The sequence below is a fragment of the Paenibacillus sp. OT2-17 genome (genome assembly GCF_009827695.1).
GTDB lineage: Bacteria > Bacillota > Bacilli > Paenibacillales > Paenibacillaceae > Paenibacillus > Paenibacillus polymyxa_B.
This window is the reverse complement of sequence record NZ_WUDQ01000007.1, coordinates 67,749-87,064: the sequence shown is the minus strand read 5'-3', so window position 1 is coordinate 87,064 and position 19,316 is coordinate 67,749. Positions and strand designations below refer to the sequence as shown.

Here is a 19,316-nt window from a genome sequence, read left to right as displayed (position 1 = left end):
CAGCGTCAGCTTGGCCATATAGACGCTGAATTTGGATATAGGCAAGGCCAGTAGCTGCTTCCAGGAATTAGACATATGCTCCACATTCGCCAACATGGAAGCGACCATGGTGGCTCCTAACACCAGCGCAAGGGGGACAAACATAGCGATGTTATCCATCAAGGATTCCCACAAATGGCCCTTGTATCGCGGAATCAGATAGTCATAGCGGAGTCCAAAGTTCAGCGCCTGCATCGCCACCAGCCCAAGGGGACCGAGAAACACCAGGAACCAGATTCCCTTTCTGCGTGCTTTGAGCAGATCCGCCGTGAGCGCCCGCAGCATCATAAGGAAGTTCCTCCTTTGCCCACCACTTGCATGAACATATCCTCCAGCGATTTGCGGCGTTCCTCCACACGGTATACGGCATGCGTATTTTCGACCAATCTTCTGACCAGCAGCGCAACAGCCGCATCATTCATGTTCTCGAAATCCAGCGCCGATCCGTCCTTCACTGAATGGTAGCCCTGCTCACGCGCAATCAACTGGGCTGCTTCCGGTTCCGACACTACGATCCGAATTCCTCCCGCAGATTCCTGACGGAGATTATGAATCGTATTTTGAAAGACCAACTCTCCTTCACGGATAATACCCACAGTATTCGCCATATGCTCTACCTCGCTCAACAGATGGCTGGATACCAGCACGGTGATCCCCCGTTGCTTGGGCATCGCCTGAATCAATGTGCGCATTTCCTGAATACCCTCCGGGTCCAAACCATTCGTAGGCTCATCCAAAATGAGCACTTCGGGATTCCCAAGCAGGGCTGCTGCAATGCCAAGTCTCTGCTTCATACCCAGGGAGTAGCCTTTGACTGGACGTTTGGCATGCTTGGTCAGTCGGACGACCTCCAACACTTCGGCAATGTTTTGCTTGGGTACATTCAAAATACGGCGAATGGCCTCCAGATTTTCAATTGCGTTCAAATGACCATAATACGAAGGATACTCCACCAACGAGCCGACTTTACGCAAGATATCGAGCTTATGTCTGCGAATATCTTTGCCGAATATACGGATCGTTCCTCGAGTTGGGCGAATAAGTCCAAGCAGCATGCGGATCGTTGTCGTTTTCCCCGCTCCATTGGGACCCAGAAATCCGTAAATATCTCCTCGAGCTATTTTCAGGTCCAGCTGATTAACCGCCGCGCGGCCTTTGTATATTTTGCTGAGACTGTTCGTTTCAATAATGTATTCGTTCAAGTTCCTCACCTCGACACCTATCGTAACGTGCCAAGTTTAAAGCCAAGGGAACTCTGAGTTTAAGTTTTGTTTAAAAAACGAATTCTTGTCCCGGCTGATGAACTGAAAATCTCCCTCTCCAAATTCATTTCGCGAGCCAGCAGTTCTGTAATCGCCAAACCAATCCCTGCCCCTTTTTCACTGGACTGTTGCTCCATACCGGGCCCTTTATCTGTGATAACCAATGCCTCTGTCCCATTATCTTTCTGTACTTGAACACCGATATATCGGCCTGAGGCAGCATGGCGAACTACATTTTGAAAGAGATTGTCCAGCAGACGACGGAAGCCTTGCTCATCGACATTCCACACCATGCTATGTTCGGGCAGGTCGATATCCACTTCAAAGCCCTCCTTTTCCCACACCGGATACCAGCTGGCTACACACTCCCGCACTAGCCGCAGGATATCACGCGGTGTGTTATTCATAGTGTATTTTCCACTAGCTAGCAGATTATAGGTGAGCAGATTATCGATCAGACTCCCAAGGTCTTTTAGCTTGTTTTCCATCAGTGTAATCGACTGTTTCCCTCTGCTGCTCAGATTTTCACCATCTAGTGTATACAGATGGCTACGCACGACCGTAAGCGGTGTCCGAATATCGTGTGACAGATCCGCGACCAGCCTCTTCCGCAGCTCTTCCTCCTGACGCTCACGTCCCCGACTCTCGGCCAACTGCTCGACCATCTGATTAAATGCTTCTTCCAGCTTGCCAATTTCATCCGGGCGTCCAGTGGCAACAAGAATAGGCAAGCCATCCTCTCCTCGCTGCGACATGGCGGCCTGAAGCTGCAACAGTCTACGCCGAATGCCTCCAAAAAACAGAAGAGATACGAATATAAAAGCGCCCAGAATCAATACGATAAAAAAGAGATAGTACATGAACATGCTACTATCTGTAGGTGGCTGTTCAAAGAACGAGCGAGGTACTTTTAATACCATATAGCCCTGATTCACATCATTCTTGCCCCCGCCAATAAAGGCTACTACCGTAAACGGCCCCTCATAGCTTGCTTGCTTCATAAAAGCTATAGCCTGCGCAGCGTTCCATTGTTTTGGCATGTTAGGTTGTGTCGGTAGCTCCAACCTTGTTTTACCTGCGGCATCCACCCAAAATATTTGTGAGTTAGGGAACATATCTTGTTGTATTTTGCGCAGATGGGCTGAGATTTGCTCTGGTGTGGCTCCCTTCAAAGCTACAGCTTCGCGATGCCAGCTATTTTCGGTATGGGTAGTAGAGGGATAGTAAGTGTTTTTAGGCTTGAGCTCCGTCCCCCAATTCAATAACACGCTATATATCAAGGCTGTAGCAGGCAACACAATGGGCAACAGCATCATAGCAACCACAATAATGACCAGATAACGGAACAACAGTGAACTGCGAAACCGACCTCCCTGACCCGACCTAGAGCTGGGGTGTAGCCTCCTCCAATCCTTGCGCGTCCTGCTCATTATGCTTTCACCCGATATCCTACACCACGGATCGTCTCAATGATGCGGGGTGTCGCAGGATCAATCTCCAGCTTTTCGCGAAGGTGTCGGATGTGGACCATTAAAGTTTTGTCTCCGTCGATATATGGATCTCCCCACACCGCTTCATACATTTGCTCTTTTGTCATAATTTGGCCCAAATGCCGCAGCAAATAAGCAAAGATGTGATATTGCTTACCTGTCAGTGTAATTTCCTCCCCGGTATCACGGTTCACAATACGGTTATCAGGAGAGAAGACAGAGAGATGCCCCAGTTGTAAGGATTCTTCCGGCACGGTTCCCGATCGGCGCAGCAAAATCTCCATACGTGCTATGAGCTCGTCCGGGTGAAAGGGCTTGGTTACATAATCGTCGGCGAAATCCAGTCCTTGCAGCTTATCGTCAATGGATGTACGGGCAGACAACATGAGAATGGGAAGCTCCGGGTACTCTTTCTTGAGCCGCTTCCCCATGGTGAATCCGTCCAGACCGGGTAACATCACATCCAAAATCACGAGTTGGCACGTACGGGCTGCTTCCACAGCCCCCTCCCCGCTGCGAAGCCATACTACAGCGTAATTCCGCTCTTCCAAATACTGATGCGTCCAAGCACCAATATCCTGGTCATCTTCGATGTATAACACATTTGTTTTCATCATGGGCACCTACTTATCGTTTTTCTTTTATGTAATGGGCATTATAGCATTTATGGTACATGACCCACTTAAAAAGGTTAATAACTACCTTATACGACATACGCTTCACATTTTCAAATTTGAATGCTCGTGAAAAAAGGAGGCCTACCCGATGCTGCTGGAAGCGATATACCATCACCCGAAACGCAATTGGGCTTTTGGTTATAATGATGAAACGATATTTCTACGGCTACGTGCGAAGAAAAATGACCTGAATACCGTTCATGCTCTCACTGGAGATAAATACGATTGGGACCGCACCCGACAGCTTGTTCCGATGTCCAAATTCGCTACCGATGGCAGATTTGATTACTATGAATGCAGCGTAAAACCTACTCACCGTCGGCTGAAATATGGATTTTTGCTAGAAGACGGTGAGGAACGTATTTGGATGAACGAGGACGACTTCACCACCCAGGAACCTCAAAACGCAGACAGTCTGTTCCAATATCCGTTTTTGAACCCGATTGATATTCTGAAGCCACCTGCATGGGTGAAGGATGCTGTATTTTATCAGATTTTCCCGGAACGTTTTGCGAACGGTGACCCCTCCATCAGCCCAGAAGGTGCAGAGACATGGGGCGGAACGCCACAAAGAGACAATTTTTTCGGTGGCGATCTACAGGGGATTCTGGATCACCTGGATCACTTGAACGAGCTAGGGATTAACGCCATATATATGACCCCTGTCTTCAAGGCAACGACCAATCATAAATATGATACAGAGGATTATATGGAGGTGGACCCGCATTTCGGGGACAAAAAGACATTAAAAAAACTGGTCGATGCCTGCCACGAACGAGGAATTCGTGTGCTGCTTGATGCGGTATTCAACCATTCAGGGCGTACGTTTAAACCGTTCGTTGACGTGCAGGAAAAAGGCGAAGCCTCGCCTTACAAGGACTGGTTCCATGTACATAGCTTTCCCTTGGAAGTGGTGGATGGCACACCGACGTACGATACATTCGGGCTGGAACCAATGATGCCCAAGCTGAACACCGAACATCCTGAGGTGAAAAAGTACCTGCTGGATGTAGCAAAACATTGGATCGAAGAAATCGGCATCGATGGTTGGCGGTTGGATGTGGCAGACGAGGTGGATCACGCCTTTTGGCGGGAATTCCGTACTACGGTCAAGCAGGCCAATCCGGATGCGTACATTTTGGGTGAAATGTGGAATGAATCGTCTGAATGGCTTCAGGGGGACCAATTCGATGCAACGATGAATTATCCGTTCACCTACGCGGTGAATGATTTTTTCGTCAAGAAAGTGACCGATGCCCAAAGCTTTGCCTTCGCCATCGGACGACAGCTGGCCCGCTATCCGCAGCAAGCATCCGAGGTTGCCTTCAATCTGCTGGATAGCCACGACACACCACGCCTGCTGACACTGTGCGGGGATGACAAGCGGCTGATGCGACTGGCCGCCCTGTTCCAGTTCACGTACATGGGCGCACCCTGCATCTATTACGGCGATGAGATCGGCCTGGATGGAGATGCCGATCCAGGCTGCCGCAAGTGTATGGAGTGGGACACCGACAAGCAGGACCGCGAGCTGTTCGACTTTTACCGCGAGTTGATTGCGCTTCGTAAGGGGCACCCTGTCCTCCGTGATCAGGGAAGCATCACCTTTTTGGAGGCACAGCCAGAGGGTACCTCACTTGCCTACGAGCGCCGCAGCGAGGAAGAAGTAATGCTCGTGCTGCTCAATCGTTCCGATGAGGATCACGTTTTTGAACTGGACATTCCTGAGCAGGAATGGCAATTAGCTTTTGGCGAAAGCCAGTGGTCCAAAGGAGCGAAGGGGTTGCACGCCAAGCTTCCACCCTACGGATACGCTGTACTGAAGGCAGCACCTGCTCGGTCAGTAAAACCTGCTTAAGAGGACGATGTCAAGACGGGAAGCAAGGCATCCGCCTATATAGGCGGATGCTGATGAAGGTACCTGCCGAATAACGGCAAAAAAAGCGAGACCACCGGGAACAAGATGTTTACTTGTTCCTGATGGTCTCTTTACGTCGAATAAGAACTTTTATCCAAGCCATTTATTTATTTTTAACATCTGTTCTTACTACCCCAACATCCGAAGCATTGATCGAAATGGGGTTACCGCCTTGTCCTGTCTGAGCTGAAGAAGATTGTCTGACGTTCACCGAAATTCTTTTATTCTTAAATCCAGTTCGTCTCGTTCTTCCCAATGCAATACCTCCTTAAATATATACGTGAGTTCCTTAAACCTCTCAATTACGACTCAACCGTGAAGAGATATGCTATATGAATATGCCACTGTAGAAAACAGGTAGCGGCGAATAGCGGATCATAGAGAAAAGAGGCTCGGTGATTCACACAAAAAAACGAAATTTCCATTTATAAAAAAACGCTCCAAGAGGATATACCCTTGAAGCAGTTTTGGAGTGCAACCTGAGCCAGTACAGCAGTTTACGCAGGTAGCGTCTGTGTTTTCAATTGCACGTACAACTGGTGCGTCACCTGCTGCGGCTCAATACCCAACTCATCTTCCAGTATTCTGACGAAGCTTTCATAATGCTTTTGAGCAGCGGTATAATCGCCCAGTTGGGCATAGGCGGTCAGCAGCAGACCGCAGATATCGTCTGAGTACGGCTCCCGTTGCTGGAGGCTGAGTAAGCGCTGAACAGACTGCCGGGTACGACCTGAGCGAAGCTCGTCTCTCGCCAGCTCAGAAGCACATGCCAGATACATACTGCGCAGCTTCTCCCTTTTTGCATACGCCCACGGGTAATCGTACTCCTCCAGATAGTTGCCACGGTATAGAGCCAACAGGCTCTCAATACGCGGCGTACCGCCGCTACCGGATGCAGCCCATTCGGATATTCCCCGCTCGAATAGCTCCACATCTGTAATCCAGCCATTGCGGTTCAAGCGGTAGCGATCCAGATTGTATTCCAGCTTCGTATCTTGCATCCGTTCTTTCAATGCCTTGCGGATTTGGTAAATGGACGTGTGCAGGTGAACAACAGCCTTGTCCAAATGATATTCAGGCCATAGCGCATCCAGCAATTGTTCTTTGCTCACCCATTCCCCTTCATGGTGTAGTAAAAAGGAAAATAGCTCCTGTGACTTTAATGTGCGCCATTTGAAGGGTTTCGCTCCTACGGCTTCCTGTCCATCCTCCAAAATTTCAAGCTTTTGAAAACAACGTACCTTGGGGGATTGCTCTGCTGCAACTCCCAAGCTGGAAGAACGGGGATCAGCCAGCGTGGCTGCAATCCGATCTAACGTTTTGGATAGCCGCCGGGCATGAACGGGCTTTAACAAGTAATCCAGTGCTTGCAGTTCGAACGCTTCAATAGCATATTCCGAGTACGCGGTCACAAAGACGATATGAATATGGGAATCCAGCTGTTGAATCCACTCGGCGGCCTCCAGACCATTCATCTCTGGCATTCCGATATCTATAAAAACAATATCCGCACGTTCTACCGCCAGATGATCCAGCCCTGCTTGTGCAGACGTATATTTGCCCATTACCGTTAACCGTCCGTCCGCCTCCAGCAACCGTTCCAAGTAGGTTAATGCCGACCGCTCATCATCAATCAAAATCGCCTTCATTTGTGTCTGTACTCCCTTCCTGCTGCAACCATCCATCATGATGCTCTATTTACATGCTATCTGCTTTATCCTTACAATTTTTAATTCCTTATATTTTATATATCGTATCATCGTGGACGCGACATTAGCTTTTCCGACAAATGTACTGTACTTTTTTTATTCATCGGTATTCCGGGGCGAGATCGTTTCCGGCACACGGAAGCTTACCGTCGTCCCTTGCATTGAATTACTTTCAATCCGCAATCCCTCTCCATACATATGGATAAGACGGCGATGGATATTCCGCAGTCCCACGCTGGAAGATACATGATCCTCCGACAACAGCTGTTCCAGTCGCTCGGACGGAATCCCTACGCCGTCATCGGTCACGCTGACTACAAAATCGGTTCCATCCTCCTGCACAACCACTCGCACGGTTCCACCTGTTGCCCGTTGCATCACACCATGTCGTATCGCATTTTCCACGATAGGCTGAATGCTTAATGGCGGGATAAGCGACCGGATGTTCCTTCCTACCTCTACGGTCACCTGCAAACGTTCTTCAAATCGTGCTTTTTCCAGTGCCACATACGATTCTACCAATTCCAGCTCCTTGGATAACGGTACCGTATTCTCCCTGTTCTGAAAATCAAAACTGCCCCGCAAATACTGACTCAGCTCCATGAGCAGCTCCGCTGCTTTATCCGGGTCTACGGCTACGGTCGATACAATAACATTCAATGCATTGTACAGAAAATGCGGCTTAATTTGTGCCTGTAAAAAGGCCATTTCCGAACGCACCGCTTCCTCCGCCGAATGACGCATGTTCAACAGCGTGCGCACACGCGCCTTTAATTCCTCAGCATCAACAGGCTTACGTAGAAAATCATTAGCTCCCGCCATAAAACCCGCGCGGATATCGCCGGGCAGGTCGCGTGCCGTCAGCAGCAACACTGGTAGCTCGGACAGGGAATACCGTTCCCGTATCCGTCGGCACAGCTCAATACCGGACATTTCCGGCATCATCCAATCCGTAATGACTAGGTCAAACCGGGTACGGCCATTCAGCATGTGAAGTGCCTCCTCGGCATGATCCACTGCCACCACGCTACAACCTGTGGTATATAATAGCTCCTCCAGCACCCGAAGATTAACCTCATCATCATCTACAGCCAGCACTTTGTAGGGAACAGTCTGAACTTGCTCCAGTGCATCCTCTTCATGCGGAATCACATTCTGACCCGACGTCACGCCAGGCTGCAATATAACCGCAGACGAAACATCTTTTTGAGCTTCATGTGCCAACGTTCCGGTCTGCGCCAAGGGTAGTGTAAAATAAAAGGTCGAACCCTTGCCCAATCTAGATTCTACCCGGATATGACCACCATGCAGCTCCACTAGACGACGGACTATGCCTAATCCAAGCCCTGTTCCACTGTATCCTTCATCCTCAGCATTCGCCCCTCGGTTAAAAGGTTCAAATATATGCGAAAGATGCTCCTGGGCAATACCGGACCCGGTATCCTTCACACTGATTTCCATTTCGCGGTTCCCCGCTTTGGCAGAGATTACGATTTCGCCTTCCTCCGTAAATTTCACCGCATTACCCAACAAATTGTACAAAATCTGAATCAGCCGATCCTCATCCGCATCCACCTTGGGTAACGAATTGGGCCATTCTTTGACGAATTGCAGCTTTTTCTTACCCACCGTATGACCCAATACCTCCAGCACGGAATTTACAGCTGCCTGTACATTAACAGGCCGACGATTTAAGGCTAATCTGCCATTTTTCAAATTAGAAAAATCCAGAATATCGTTAATTAAATAAGAAAGTCTGCGTCCTACATTCGCAATCAAGGACAAGTTGTGCTTTTGCGGCTCATTGAATTGTGCCCCGTAACGGTCTAGCATGGATTGAGCGATATTAATAATTCCATGTAGAGGAGTGCGCAACTCATGTGACGTGTTCGCCAGGAATTCGTCCTTTAACCCATCCAGTGTTAGCAACCGTCGTGACAGGTTCTCAACCTCCATAAACGAATGTACAAAACGTTTGGCCAGCAGAAGCGTTTGAGCCAATACGAATATGAGCATTTCATAGGCTGTCACCCCGCGCACATCTCCCCAGCCCAAAATATACACAAAACTAGTCACTACAATCATAAGTATGCTCATAATACTAATGACTAGCAGTGCAGCGTCATCCGTCCGTTGAAGAAGTCCACGAATCAAGATCAGTAATACATATCCCACACTAACTACGCCAAAAAGAAGAATAAACGCTTCAAAGGATGAGAGTATCAGTGTAGGCAACATTAGCCCCATACCTAGCATCAGTGCGGTTGTAATATTATAGAGGCGCAGCACGATCCGATTCATAACAATCTGCGTCGAAAGATGAACATACCGGATCAAAAAATAGTAGAACAGCGTTGAAGAGAACGACTGTATTTTCAGTATCCATTCATAAGGTAAGTCCGGTATTCCCCAGACCAGCAGCTTTTCTCCATGTGTCAGAATGTAAAATAAAGCCGCGATGCAAAAGCATCCTAAGTAAAGCAATGCCTTCTCCTTTTTACGTAAAAGATACAGCATGATAAAAAATACGGTAGGCATAAAAAAACCCGCTATCAGTACAGTGTCCTCTGCCATTGCAACTTCCCGGCTATGCGTAATACTCTCGTAATCCCCAAATAACAATGGGTAAATGATCCCACCGGAGGAATAACTATAATTAGCCACATGTACGGTAATATCTACCGATTGTCCATCTACCGCTGCAAATCCAACATAAGGAGCATTGCCCTGCTTGCCTTTGTCGGCAGAAACAGAGGGAATACCACTAGCTCCTACCTCTGCTCCGTCAATCCATACTCGGCTGGAACTCCGAATGTTTTGCATATAGATGCCGTACAGATTTTCCGCTTTTTCAGGCAACAGGATACGAATATGATAGGTTCCATATCCGGTCGCCTGTCCCTCAGGCATCCACTGATTCCATCTACCAGGCACATCCACAATCTTGGTAGAATATCCCGTTTCCATCCCCAACTCTGAAGAACTCTGATGATTTACCCAATCCTTATCTTGTAATTCATGAAAGGCTGAAGGTTGCACAAGCTGATTGGGGTAAAATTCCCACTCCCCTCCCAGCTGTATAGGGCCTTCCTTTTCGGGGTGCCAATTACGCAAATCAATAACACCGTTGTGAGCTTTCCAATGACTGTTCCCGGATAAAACACCCGACACTAACGGATACACCGGCAACGCAACCGCAAGCAGAAGTATAATAAAAAATAAAACACCCTGTTTTTTCATAAATCCCCCGCTCTTTTCAATATCGTCTATCTTTTAGTATCGGTTATTCTAACCAGCTGTATTAGAAGCCCTGCCCATGCAAAAAGGGACGCCCGCCGCAGACAAAAATCTGTGCGGAATCGTCCCCTTCTATACATCCTTCTACTTCCTGTATTTCCCTTATTAAGGAATCATACCTTCATCATTACCACCGCCAGGAATCGAGCCTGAATCGTCTCCGCTGTTATCGCTTGGTGGCGTTGCTCCACCACTGCTGTCGCCGCTTCCTGTTCCGCTGCTGTCGCTTGGTGGTGTTTCTCGACCGTTGCTGTCACTGCTTCCAGTTCCGCTGCTATCGCTTGGTGGTGTTTCTCGACCGTTGCTGTCACTGCTTCCAGTTCCGCCGCTATCGCTTGGCGGCGTTTCTCCACCACTACTGTCGCCGCTTCCTGTTCCGCTGCTATCGCTTGGCGGCGTTTCTCCACCACTACTGTCGCCGCTTCCTGTTCCGCTGTTTTGTTGCTGGCTGGCTACAAAATCTTTATACTCCTGAATCGCATCTTCCAGATTCATATAATTTTTCTTAATTTCCGGCATAGGATAATACTGGTCCAGACGATTGAATGCATCCACTACTCTGTGAAAGTAGACCGTCGTAGGATCTGTACCATTTGCTGTGAGCAGATTGTTCGCAATGGTCTTGAGCTCATTGATATCATAATCAGTTACTATCCATTTGGATTGGTAGTTCGCAAACGCTGTAATCAAATCCGTGTTAGCCTGGTCTACCTGCAGCTGTGTGCTATCCGGAGTATTAAGCACAAGGCTTGCCTGATTAATTTGCCCTTGAAGTTCCTCGTTATCTTGTTCGGTATAATGACGGCCGAACGTCTGAACTTCATTATTAGCTAAATTTATGTTGAAACTTAACAACGTAGTATCCACTGCTATTGGTACAGCATACTGGCTCTGTACCTGTTGCAACTCCTCGTATACAGGAACCACGTCTTGCAATTCAAATCTAGGCAGACCTAAGAAAATGGAGGCATGCTCTGATGCAGAAGACAAGGCTTGCTGGGCTTCAGCGCTTAATGCGCCTGAATTTTGCACCAAAATTCCATTGATCGATGCCTGCATTTCAATGATTTCGGCTCTCAATTGTAGTCTTTTCTCGTTATATTTTTCAATATAGGTCCCTTTAGCCTGACTTAATTGATTATAAGAGATCACCAATTGCTCCTCAGGAGTAAACGGCATAATGAGTGCAAAGTTGGCTTGTGCTGTTTGTTGCTCTAAAGACAGCATTTCCGTATTCAAGTAATTACGAGCTACAGGGTTAGACAGTAGTTTTAGATGAATATCTTGAACCAGCTGCTGCAGTTTTTCCCGAATTGTAGCAGGCACTGGAGCAGTGAATTCCGCAAGTCTTTGACTCAGCTCCATGTTCAAGGTCAATACGTCCTGCTGCGTCATAGCGGTGTGCATCTTCTCTGTATATTCCTGAATGAGGTTGCCCAGTTCAACATTTTGAGAGCCACTCTGATCGTAGATAACCTGCGCTTCTTGTAAAGTATTTTTAAGCACTGAAAAGTCTGCTGCTTGCAATGCCAGAAATGCTTCTGTTGTATCTTTTATTTTTCGTGTCCATTCGTCCAACTGCTCAGTTGTAGCTAATGGGTTCACATATACACTTAATCCTTCCCTCACTAAGGACTTGTAACGCGCTTTGTCAGTTTTCATATTCTCCACACGATCCGTTACATCGAGAAAATGCAGATAGGTATCTCTGAGTTTTACTGATGCATTGTAGACTTCAATTACTCGACGCAAGCTTACTACTTCCCGATCCACAATATTTTGAGGAGCATTCCCTTCCAGCACATTGTTGCCAAATTGAATAGCTTGACTTAGTGATTCATCCCAAAGAGGCGGGAATTCGTCGCCAATCATTCGGTTTTGTTCAAGGGTAGTCGAAGCTACCTGAATCAGTCTAGTTAATTCCTGTGTCCCAATCACTGGTTCTGTGGCTGAGGCTGTGTACACAGAAACATCGTGCTTCAATGTGCTGAGCGCTTGATCTACCTCTGCCTGTGTAGCTGCTGTATTGTTCAGTACCAGCATAGCTTGATTGATTGCTATGGACAGGCTTTCCTTCGCTGCGGCCGTGTAAAGCGCCTGATCTGTTCCACCCTCACCTGCACGCTCCAGTAGTTCTTTGGCTGCATGGACTTCTGTCTCCAGCTGACTGCGGTCTACGCTGATAATGTCACTATCGTGTTTTTTCTTATCTTTGCTATCTGTGTCCGTGACAACCGATCCAGCAGAGGATGAGTTCTTCGTACCATTTACGAGACTAACAGCTTCTTTCATCGCATCATAGTTAATGATAACATCCTGCGGCTGTTTTTGTTCCGGCAGGTTAAGCTGGTTGATTGCAGCTCCCTTAGCCAGCGTAATAAAAGGAACGCCCACATATTGTGATGCATCCAGCAAACCAATACTACCGCTAACCAACAGCTTGCCCAGTCCCTGTTGCAAAGAAACGCGGCTAATCGCGGCATTTCCTTCGGTCACGATCGATGCATCATCTTTCAGCGTCAGGTTGTCAATCTTCGTTGTCCCGGTTGCTGTCAGCTTGGCATCCTTAGAGCCCAGCTCCACACCGGACCATGCCGTATTTTCTAAAATGGCCGATACAGGCTGATTCCCTGTACCTTTGATTTCCAATACCCCTGTGGAGGACATGTTCTTCAAGGTTACCGAGCCATTAACGATCAGGCGCCCCTCAAAAGACACACCCTTGCCGTCAAAAACGCCACCGTCTGCGTTAATTTCCAGCTTATTCACACCTGTCAGTGTACGCAAGTTACGGTTAAGGTCGAATTTCGCCCCTTTTAATACAGCTTTGTTATTTTCACCGAACAAACCTTGCAAAGACCCTTCCAACTGGTAAGGGATATTTCCGATGCGAACGGTATTGCCCTCTGATTTCACTTCTCCTACCGGATGATCCAGCAGGCTGACGAATACTTCTGCACCACTCTCCCGGTTCAATGGATTTTTCAAATCCGTTGCAGAAGCATCCTCTGATAACAGACCGTAAGAGCGGGCAACCTGAACTGCATTTTGCTGTGCATTCGCTGTGCTGGCATCCTGTAAGTCCATTGCACGTACTAGCGATACGATCAGTTCTTCCTTGGTAATGGCATCCCCCGGACGGAACAGTTCCCCGTTGCCTGTCATATACCCGGCTGCACGTACAGCCTCAATATAGGGAGCGTCCCATGCATCGGACGATACATCCATAAAAGAAGTTTGCGGCTGATTGTTAACTTCCAACTGGAACAGACTGCACAAAATTTTAGCCGCCTCTGCGCGGGTCAAATTCTTTTGCGCCATAAAATCGCCCTGCTTACCGCCTGTCATCAAACCCAAGGTGCGAGCTTGTGCTACAAATCCAGTTTCGCTTTGCGTATCTGCTGTTGCTGCATAAGCAGTCTGAGCGCCGCCCATCCAAGGCAGAGATACGATTGAGCCTGAAGCAATACCTAATACCATCGCAGATGCAATCCATTTATTTCGTTTTACAAGTTTCAACATTTCCACTCCTAGACGCTATTTATTGGCATATATCCTGCTTTATCAAAGTCTTTAGTCATGTTTAGTTCTACGGATCATGCAACCAAGGAACTATGCTAAGAGAATTATACGAAGTTCCACTGAACCAATTCTGAACAATAAGACCTATATGATGGCATCACGCAACAAAATCGCTTGACTTGGAGTGAACTCCAAATGTAATAATATCCGGTGTAAGTAGCTGGAGTAGACTACATTTGAAGAAAACAATATCTAGGAAAGCGAGGTATAATTAAATGGACTATGTGAAACTTGGAAATACCGGTTTGGATGTATCCCGGCTTTGTCTTGGGTGTATGGGCTTTGGGGTTGCAGAACGGTGGATTCACCCATGGATACTAGATGAAGAGCGCAGTCGTCCAATTATAAAAAATGCCCTGGAGCTAGGTATTAATTTTTTTGATACCGCGAATGTATATTCAGATGGAACTAGCGAAGAAATTGTTGGACGGGCTTTAAAGGATTATGCGAATCGAGATGAAATTGTCCTCGCGACAAAGGTTCATTTCCGTATGCATCAAGGCCCGAATGGTGCGGGACTTTCCCGAAAGGCTATCATGAGTGAAATAGATAAGAGCCTTAAGCGACTGGGGACAGATTATGTGGATCTGTACCAAATCCATCGCTGGGATTACAATACCCCTATTGAAGAGACGATGGAAGCTTTACATGATGTTGTGAAGGCCGGGAAGGCAAGATATATTGGTGCTTCTGCCATGTACGCATGGCAGTTTCTGAAGGCGTTACATGTTGCTGAAAAGAATGGATGGACCCAATTTGTATCAATGCAGAATCATTTAAATCTCTTATATCGTGAAGAGGAAAGAGAGATGCTGCCGCTTTGTAAAGAAGAAAAAATCGGTGTGATTCCATACAGCCCGCTTGCAGGTGGAAGATTGACGCGTGATGTGCAGGAAACAACACATCGTTCCGAAACCGATCAGGTTGCGAAATCTAAATACGATGCGACTGCCGATACCGATCGATTGATCGTGGAGCAGGTTGCGGCCATCGCAGAAAAACGTGGAGTTCCTCGCGTTCAAATCGCACTTGCCTGGTTGCTACAGAAAGAACCGGTAACAGCTCCCATTATCGGTGCTACGAAAACGTCTCATCTCGAAGATGCAGTAGCTGCTCTTTCGATTACGTTAACACCTGAAGAAATTGCATTGCTGGAAGAGCCATATGTTCCTCATCCGGTAGTTGGCGCTCAGTAAATATGGATGAAATGAAAGTTTCGAAATAAGAAACAACAAGAACGCCCTATCCATTTACATAGGGCGTTTCTTGATCAGAAATCAGGAGGTGAAGTCTGCATGTTGATCGCAGAAGTAAGCAAAAAATTCGAACTATCTCAGGATACACTCCGCTATTATGAACGCATCGGACTTATTCCGCGTGTGAACCGTAATAAAAGTGGAATCAGGGATTACACGGAAGAAGACTGCAGATGGGTTGAATATATCAAATGCATGCGAGGCGTAGGGCTTCCCATTGAAATTTTGATTGAGTACGTTAGGTTGTTCCAGCAGGGTGATGAAACGATAAATGCTAGAAAAGAACTCCTAATGGAGCAGCGTAAGCAGCTCATTGCAAAAATGGCAGATATGAACAACGTATTGGAACGCATGGATTATAAAATTACAAGCTATGAACAGACAATAGGTAAAAAAGAAAAACATCTAATTTAACCCCTACGTGCTTTGCGGGAGAGCAGGTTCCCCAAGGACTGAACACCTTGAACAAACAAGACTAGAATGATGACGGTAATCAGCATAACCAGCGTATCAAAACGTTGATAGCCATACGCGATCGCCAGATCGCCAATTCCGCCTCCACCGACCGCACCAGCCATAGCAGTAGCACCAATCAGACCAATGGATGCTGTCGTTAACGACAAAATCAGAGAACTGAATGCCTCAGGAAGCAAAAAGTATCGAATGACCTGGAATGGAGTCGCCCCCATCGCATCTGCTGCCTCCAGTATCCCCGGATTCACCTCCAACAGCGAGTTTTCGACCAGCCTGCCGATATATGGCGCAATATATACAATCAAGGGGACAATTGCCGCACTGGTCCCAATGGATGTATTCACAATCAGACGGGTTAACGGAATGATTGCAATCAGCAAGATAATAAAGGGTAAGGAGCGAACAATGTTTATGATTGGATTCAAAATATTGTGCAGCCATTTGTTCTCGAGAATTCCGCCCGGACGGGTGATGACGAGTAAAATACCGATAGGGATACCGATCAGGGCACCAATGAATAATGATATGCTGACCATAAGCACGGATTCATACAAAGCTTCCCACAGTTGATCCCAGGTGATCGTAGTTCCTGTAATCATCATAGACTCTCTACCTCCTGAATATGGACTCCTTTGCTCTTGAGAAAATCAACAGCCTGCTGAACGGCATGCTGTCCGCCGCGCAGTTGGATCGTCATATAGCCAATTGTCGTTTCTTGAATCTCCGTCATGTTGGCAAACAAAATGTTCACGTGGATATCATGCTGCCGAATCAATTCATGAACCACCGGATCAGAAGCAACCTGCCCTATAAATTCCAGCTTGTATATTCGCTGCGATTCTTGCTGTTCGAACGTTTGCAGCACACTCTCGGGTACCGTATCGTGAATGACCGTGCGTACAAAGCTCTGTGTCGTTGGGTGCTGCGGCTGCCCGAATACCTCCAGGACATTGCCCTGCTCGATGATTTCCCCCTTTTCCATTACGGCTACCTTATTGCAAATTCGCTGAATCACCGACATCTCATGGGTGATGATCAAAATGGTGATCTTGTATTCCTTATTGATTTTGCGAAGCAAGTCGAGAATTGACTGTGTGGTCTGCGGATCAAGTGCCGAGGTTGCCTCATCACAGAGCAAAATGGACGGGTTGCTCGCAAGCGCCCGTGCAATCCCTACACGCTGCTTTTGTCCGCCGGAAAGCTCGTTGGGATAGCTATTCGCCTTGTCGGACAATCCTATGAACGCCAAAAGCTCTTTTACACGCCCCTCTATTTCCCGTTTGTTGCGCTTAAGCAGCACCAACGGAATTGCAATGTTGTCGAACACTGTTTTCGATTCCAGCAGATTAAAATGCTGAAAAATCATTCCGATCTTCTTCCTTACCTTCCGAAGCCCAGAGGTCGAGTAGGTATTTAACTGCTCCCCCTCAACAAGAACCTCTCCGCTGGTTACTTTCTCGAGACGATTGACCAAACGGATCAGCGTACTTTTCCCTGCGCCACTGAATCCGATAAACCCGAAGATATCTCCTTTATCCACTTTGATATTTATATTTTTTAACGCTTCAATACTTAGGCCTTTTCTCACGTAGGTTTTGGATACATTCCTAAGTTCAATCATGAGTCCTAACTCCTTCCGTTCTCACAAGTATGTAAAATGTTCTGAGCTGATTGCTTTTCTTTGGCATGAACGATCGAATTAAATCCGAGTATTCTAGTAAGTTTTATAAAGTATACTACTTCGATTTAATATTCATGTCAATATGTGTTTTGAGTCTGGTTAGTCCATGTCCTTGCATAAATCAGCATGGTATTGCAGATGGTATGGAATATGCCGAAGCATACACACCTTACCCGTACGGGACGGAAGCGGAGGAACATAGATGAAGCGAATATTTACCTTGTGGCTATGCGTTGCAGTTATGGGGATGTTGGCAGTTACGGCGGAACCCGCATGGGCTACTCAGACTGTTGACGGACAGCCTTATCATTTTGGATTTAAAAAAAGTAAGGGAGGGGAGCTGCCTTCTATCGCACAAGAAGGCTTTATGCACCTGATCAAAAGACAAGGTGGCATCTTTCTGGGGGATACGACTAAAAAAGAATTATTTCTCACTTTCGACAACGGCTATGAGAATGGGTATACTCCGAAAGTGCTGGATGTATTGAAGGCCAAAAAGGTCCCAGCCGCCTTCTTTGTGACAGGGCATTTTGTAAAAGACCAGCCTGCTTTGATGCGACGCATGGCAAGTGAGGGTCATATTATCGGAAACCATTCATGGAGCCATCCTGATATGAGCACCATTTCTTCGGCAGAGATCCGGTCTGAGCTGGATCGGGTACGAAATGCATCGGCAGAGCTAACCGGGCAAAAAGAAATGAAATATGTCCGACCGCCTCGCGGCATTTTTAGTGAAAAAGCATTGGCTTCCTGTCGAGAAGCCGGATATACGAGCGTATTCTGGTCTGTAGCTTACAAGGACTGGGACACAAATATTCAGCAAGGAACGGACTATGCCTATCGTCAAGTCATGCGTCAGCTCCACCCTGGTGCGGTCATTCTGCTCCATTCCGTATCCAAGGACAATGCCGAGGCGCTTGCTTCTATCATCGACGAGGCTCGCAAGCAAGGGTATGAGTTTAAAAGTCTAGACGACCTTAAGGTGAAACATTATCACTAAATAGTAATTGAATTTAATGAGTCGATATCATAATGAGCCCGATCCACACCTGCCCATGGTAGCCAGTGTGAATCGGGCTTTTTAGTTTACGACCAAGGAAGGTAATGGATATAATGACTGTAAGAAATGAATTGGAAAGCACTATTTTTTGGAGGTACATCATGCATTTTGTATTTGATCTGGATGGAACGATTTGCTTCAAGGGGCAGTGTGTGTCGGATAAGATCGCAAGCTGTCTGGAACAATTGTCCCGAGCGGGACATGAAGTCATTTTTGCCTCGGCACGGCCGATTCGCGACATGTTACCCGTACTTCCTAAACGCTTTCACACCTATGCTCTGATTGGTGGCAACGGCTCTATGATCTCCCAACAAGGCAGTATAACTCACGTGGAATCCTTTTTACCAGATGTGAAGAATGCCCTGCTCGCACTACTGGAGGAACACCAAACCACCTACCTGATTGACAGCGAGTGGGATTATGCATATACGGGAGCAGCTGATCATCCTATACTCAACAATGTGGATATCAGCAAGTTGGCGCAAAAGCTGCCTTTGGCTTCCCTGAAATCCATCGTAAAAATGCTCATTTTAACTGCTGACGATATGGATGAGCTGGCCGCCAAGCTTTCGCCGCTCGGCGTGGTCATCCATCAACACCGTAATGAACAAGTGCTGGACATCAGCCCGCAAAATATCCATAAATGGAACGCACTTCAGAAGCTTGGTGTGCAGCCCCGTCAATTTATCGCCTTCGGCAATGATGCGAATGATATACCGATGTTCAGGGAGGCACACCATGCTGTCATGATTCATCAACATGCTGAACTGGCTGCCTTCGCGACTGAATCGATCCCTAATGAGGGGGAAAATCAAGAAGACCTGATTATCGCCAAAATACGTGAGTTGGCTGAAACAGTTACCATTTAGCC

General features: G+C 47.2%; 15 protein-coding genes. 5 read left to right on the top strand and 10 right to left on the bottom strand.

Translation table 11 applies throughout. The annotated features are described in order from the left end of the window. The 4 genes from GRP75_RS04065 to GRP75_RS04050 all read right to left on the bottom strand — a co-directional run. Positions 1-327 (bottom strand): ABC transporter permease (locus GRP75_RS04065; protein ID WP_160788657.1); only part of this gene is annotated, 327 nt, incomplete at its 3' end. Next, complete coding sequence (locus tag GRP75_RS04060; RefSeq protein WP_023986725.1) at positions 324-1,241, bottom strand: ABC transporter ATP-binding protein; 918 nt, start codon at positions 1,239-1,241, stop codon at positions 324-326. The genes GRP75_RS04060 and GRP75_RS04065, both read right to left, overlap by 4 nt. 59 nt (positions 1,242-1,300) lie before the next feature. Next, positions 1,301-2,731, bottom strand: a complete 1,431-nt coding sequence (locus GRP75_RS04055) for a sensor histidine kinase (RefSeq protein ID WP_160788656.1) — start codon at positions 2,729-2,731, stop codon at positions 1,301-1,303. Continuing rightward, positions 2,731-3,405: a response regulator transcription factor gene (locus GRP75_RS04050; protein WP_023986723.1), complete on the bottom strand. Its 675-nt coding sequence runs from the start codon at positions 3,403-3,405 to the stop codon at positions 2,731-2,733. Before GRP75_RS04050 ends, GRP75_RS04055 begins: the two co-directional genes overlap by 1 nt. Before the next feature lie 151 nt (positions 3,406-3,556). On the opposite strand from GRP75_RS04050, the gene GRP75_RS04045 reads away from it, so the two are divergent. Further along, complete coding sequence (locus tag GRP75_RS04045) at positions 3,557-5,326, top strand: alpha-glycosidase (protein ID WP_160788655.1); 1,770 nt, start codon at positions 3,557-3,559, stop codon at positions 5,324-5,326. A gap of 163 nt (positions 5,327-5,489) precedes the next feature. Here the strand turns inward: GRP75_RS04045 and GRP75_RS29110 are convergent, their stop codons facing one another. From GRP75_RS29110 to GRP75_RS04030, 4 genes are all read right to left on the bottom strand, one after another. Beyond that, positions 5,490-5,642 (bottom strand): hypothetical protein, encoded by a 153-nt coding sequence (locus GRP75_RS29110; protein WP_172828288.1) that lies wholly within the window; start codon positions 5,640-5,642, stop codon positions 5,490-5,492. Between the two features lie 241 nt (positions 5,643-5,883). Further along, positions 5,884-7,035, bottom strand: a complete 1,152-nt coding sequence (locus tag GRP75_RS04040; RefSeq protein ID WP_023986721.1) for a response regulator — start codon at positions 7,033-7,035, stop codon at positions 5,884-5,886. 156 nt (positions 7,036-7,191) lie between these two features. After that, entirely contained in the window at positions 7,192-10,335 is a 3,144-nt protein-coding gene (locus GRP75_RS04035) for an ATP-binding protein (RefSeq protein WP_160788654.1), read from the bottom strand. A gap of 162 nt (positions 10,336-10,497) precedes the next feature. Then, complete coding sequence (locus tag GRP75_RS04030; RefSeq protein WP_160788653.1) at positions 10,498-13,914, bottom strand: S-layer homology domain-containing protein; 3,417 nt, start codon at positions 13,912-13,914, stop codon at positions 10,498-10,500. 275 nt (positions 13,915-14,189) lie between these two features. On the opposite strand from GRP75_RS04030, the gene GRP75_RS04025 reads away from it, so the two are divergent. Further along, entirely contained in the window at positions 14,190-15,170 is a 981-nt protein-coding gene (locus tag GRP75_RS04025; protein ID WP_068941055.1) for an aldo/keto reductase, read from the top strand. 99 nt (positions 15,171-15,269) lie between these two features. After that, entirely contained in the window at positions 15,270-15,644 is a 375-nt protein-coding gene (locus tag GRP75_RS04020) for a MerR family transcriptional regulator (RefSeq protein ID WP_023986717.1), read from the top strand. On the opposite strand, the gene GRP75_RS04015 is transcribed toward GRP75_RS04020, so the two are convergent. Next, positions 15,641-16,306, bottom strand: coding sequence for a methionine ABC transporter permease (locus GRP75_RS04015; protein ID WP_023986716.1), 666 nt, complete (start codon positions 16,304-16,306; stop codon positions 15,641-15,643). The genes GRP75_RS04020 and GRP75_RS04015 overlap by 4 nt on opposite strands. Continuing rightward, entirely contained in the window at positions 16,303-17,325 is a 1,023-nt protein-coding gene (locus tag GRP75_RS04010; protein WP_023986715.1) for a methionine ABC transporter ATP-binding protein, read from the bottom strand. Before GRP75_RS04010 ends, GRP75_RS04015 begins: the two co-directional genes overlap by 4 nt. 262 nt (positions 17,326-17,587) lie before the next feature. Between GRP75_RS04010 and pdaA the strand changes: the two genes are divergently transcribed. After that, positions 17,588-18,385, top strand: coding sequence for a delta-lactam-biosynthetic de-N-acetylase (gene pdaA / locus GRP75_RS04005; RefSeq protein ID WP_028541204.1), 798 nt, complete (start codon positions 17,588-17,590; stop codon positions 18,383-18,385). A 161-nt stretch (positions 18,386-18,546) separates the two neighbouring features. Then, a complete protein-coding gene (locus GRP75_RS04000; protein ID WP_160788652.1) occupies positions 18,547-19,314 on the top strand; it encodes an HAD-IIB family hydrolase in 768 nt (255 codons plus the stop codon). Positions 19,315-19,316: the final 2 nt, after the last annotated feature.

Bases quoted from the DNA above. Each gene is read 5' to 3' on its own strand.
- pdaA (WP_028541204.1), top strand. From the start codon at position 17,588: ATGAAGCGAATATTTACCTTGTGGCTATGCGTTGCAGTTATGGGGATG.
- GRP75_RS04035 (WP_160788654.1), bottom strand. From the start codon at position 10,335: ATGAAAAAACAGGGTGTTTTATTTTTTATTATACTTCTGCTTGCGGTT.
- GRP75_RS04020 (WP_023986717.1), top strand. From the start codon at position 15,270: ATGTTGATCGCAGAAGTAAGCAAAAAATTCGAACTATCTCAGGATACA.
- GRP75_RS04045 (WP_160788655.1), top strand. From the start codon at position 3,557: ATGCTGCTGGAAGCGATATACCATCACCCGAAACGCAATTGGGCTTTT.
- GRP75_RS04000 (WP_160788652.1), top strand. From the start codon at position 18,547: ATGCATTTTGTATTTGATCTGGATGGAACGATTTGCTTCAAGGGGCAG.
- GRP75_RS04055 (WP_160788656.1), bottom strand. From the start codon at position 2,731: ATGAGCAGGACGCGCAAGGATTGGAGGAGGCTACACCCCAGCTCTAGG.
- GRP75_RS04040 (WP_023986721.1), bottom strand. From the start codon at position 7,035: ATGAAGGCGATTTTGATTGATGATGAGCGGTCGGCATTAACCTACTTG.
- GRP75_RS04015 (WP_023986716.1), bottom strand. From the start codon at position 16,306: ATGATGATTACAGGAACTACGATCACCTGGGATCAACTGTGGGAAGCT.
- GRP75_RS04030 (WP_160788653.1), bottom strand. From the start codon at position 13,914: ATGTTGAAACTTGTAAAACGAAATAAATGGATTGCATCTGCGATGGTA.
- GRP75_RS04050 (WP_023986723.1), bottom strand. From the start codon at position 3,405: ATGAAAACAAATGTGTTATACATCGAAGATGACCAGGATATTGGTGCT.
- GRP75_RS04010 (WP_023986715.1), bottom strand. From the start codon at position 17,325: ATGATTGAACTTAGGAATGTATCCAAAACCTACGTGAGAAAAGGCCTA.
- GRP75_RS04025 (WP_068941055.1), top strand. From the start codon at position 14,190: ATGGACTATGTGAAACTTGGAAATACCGGTTTGGATGTATCCCGGCTT.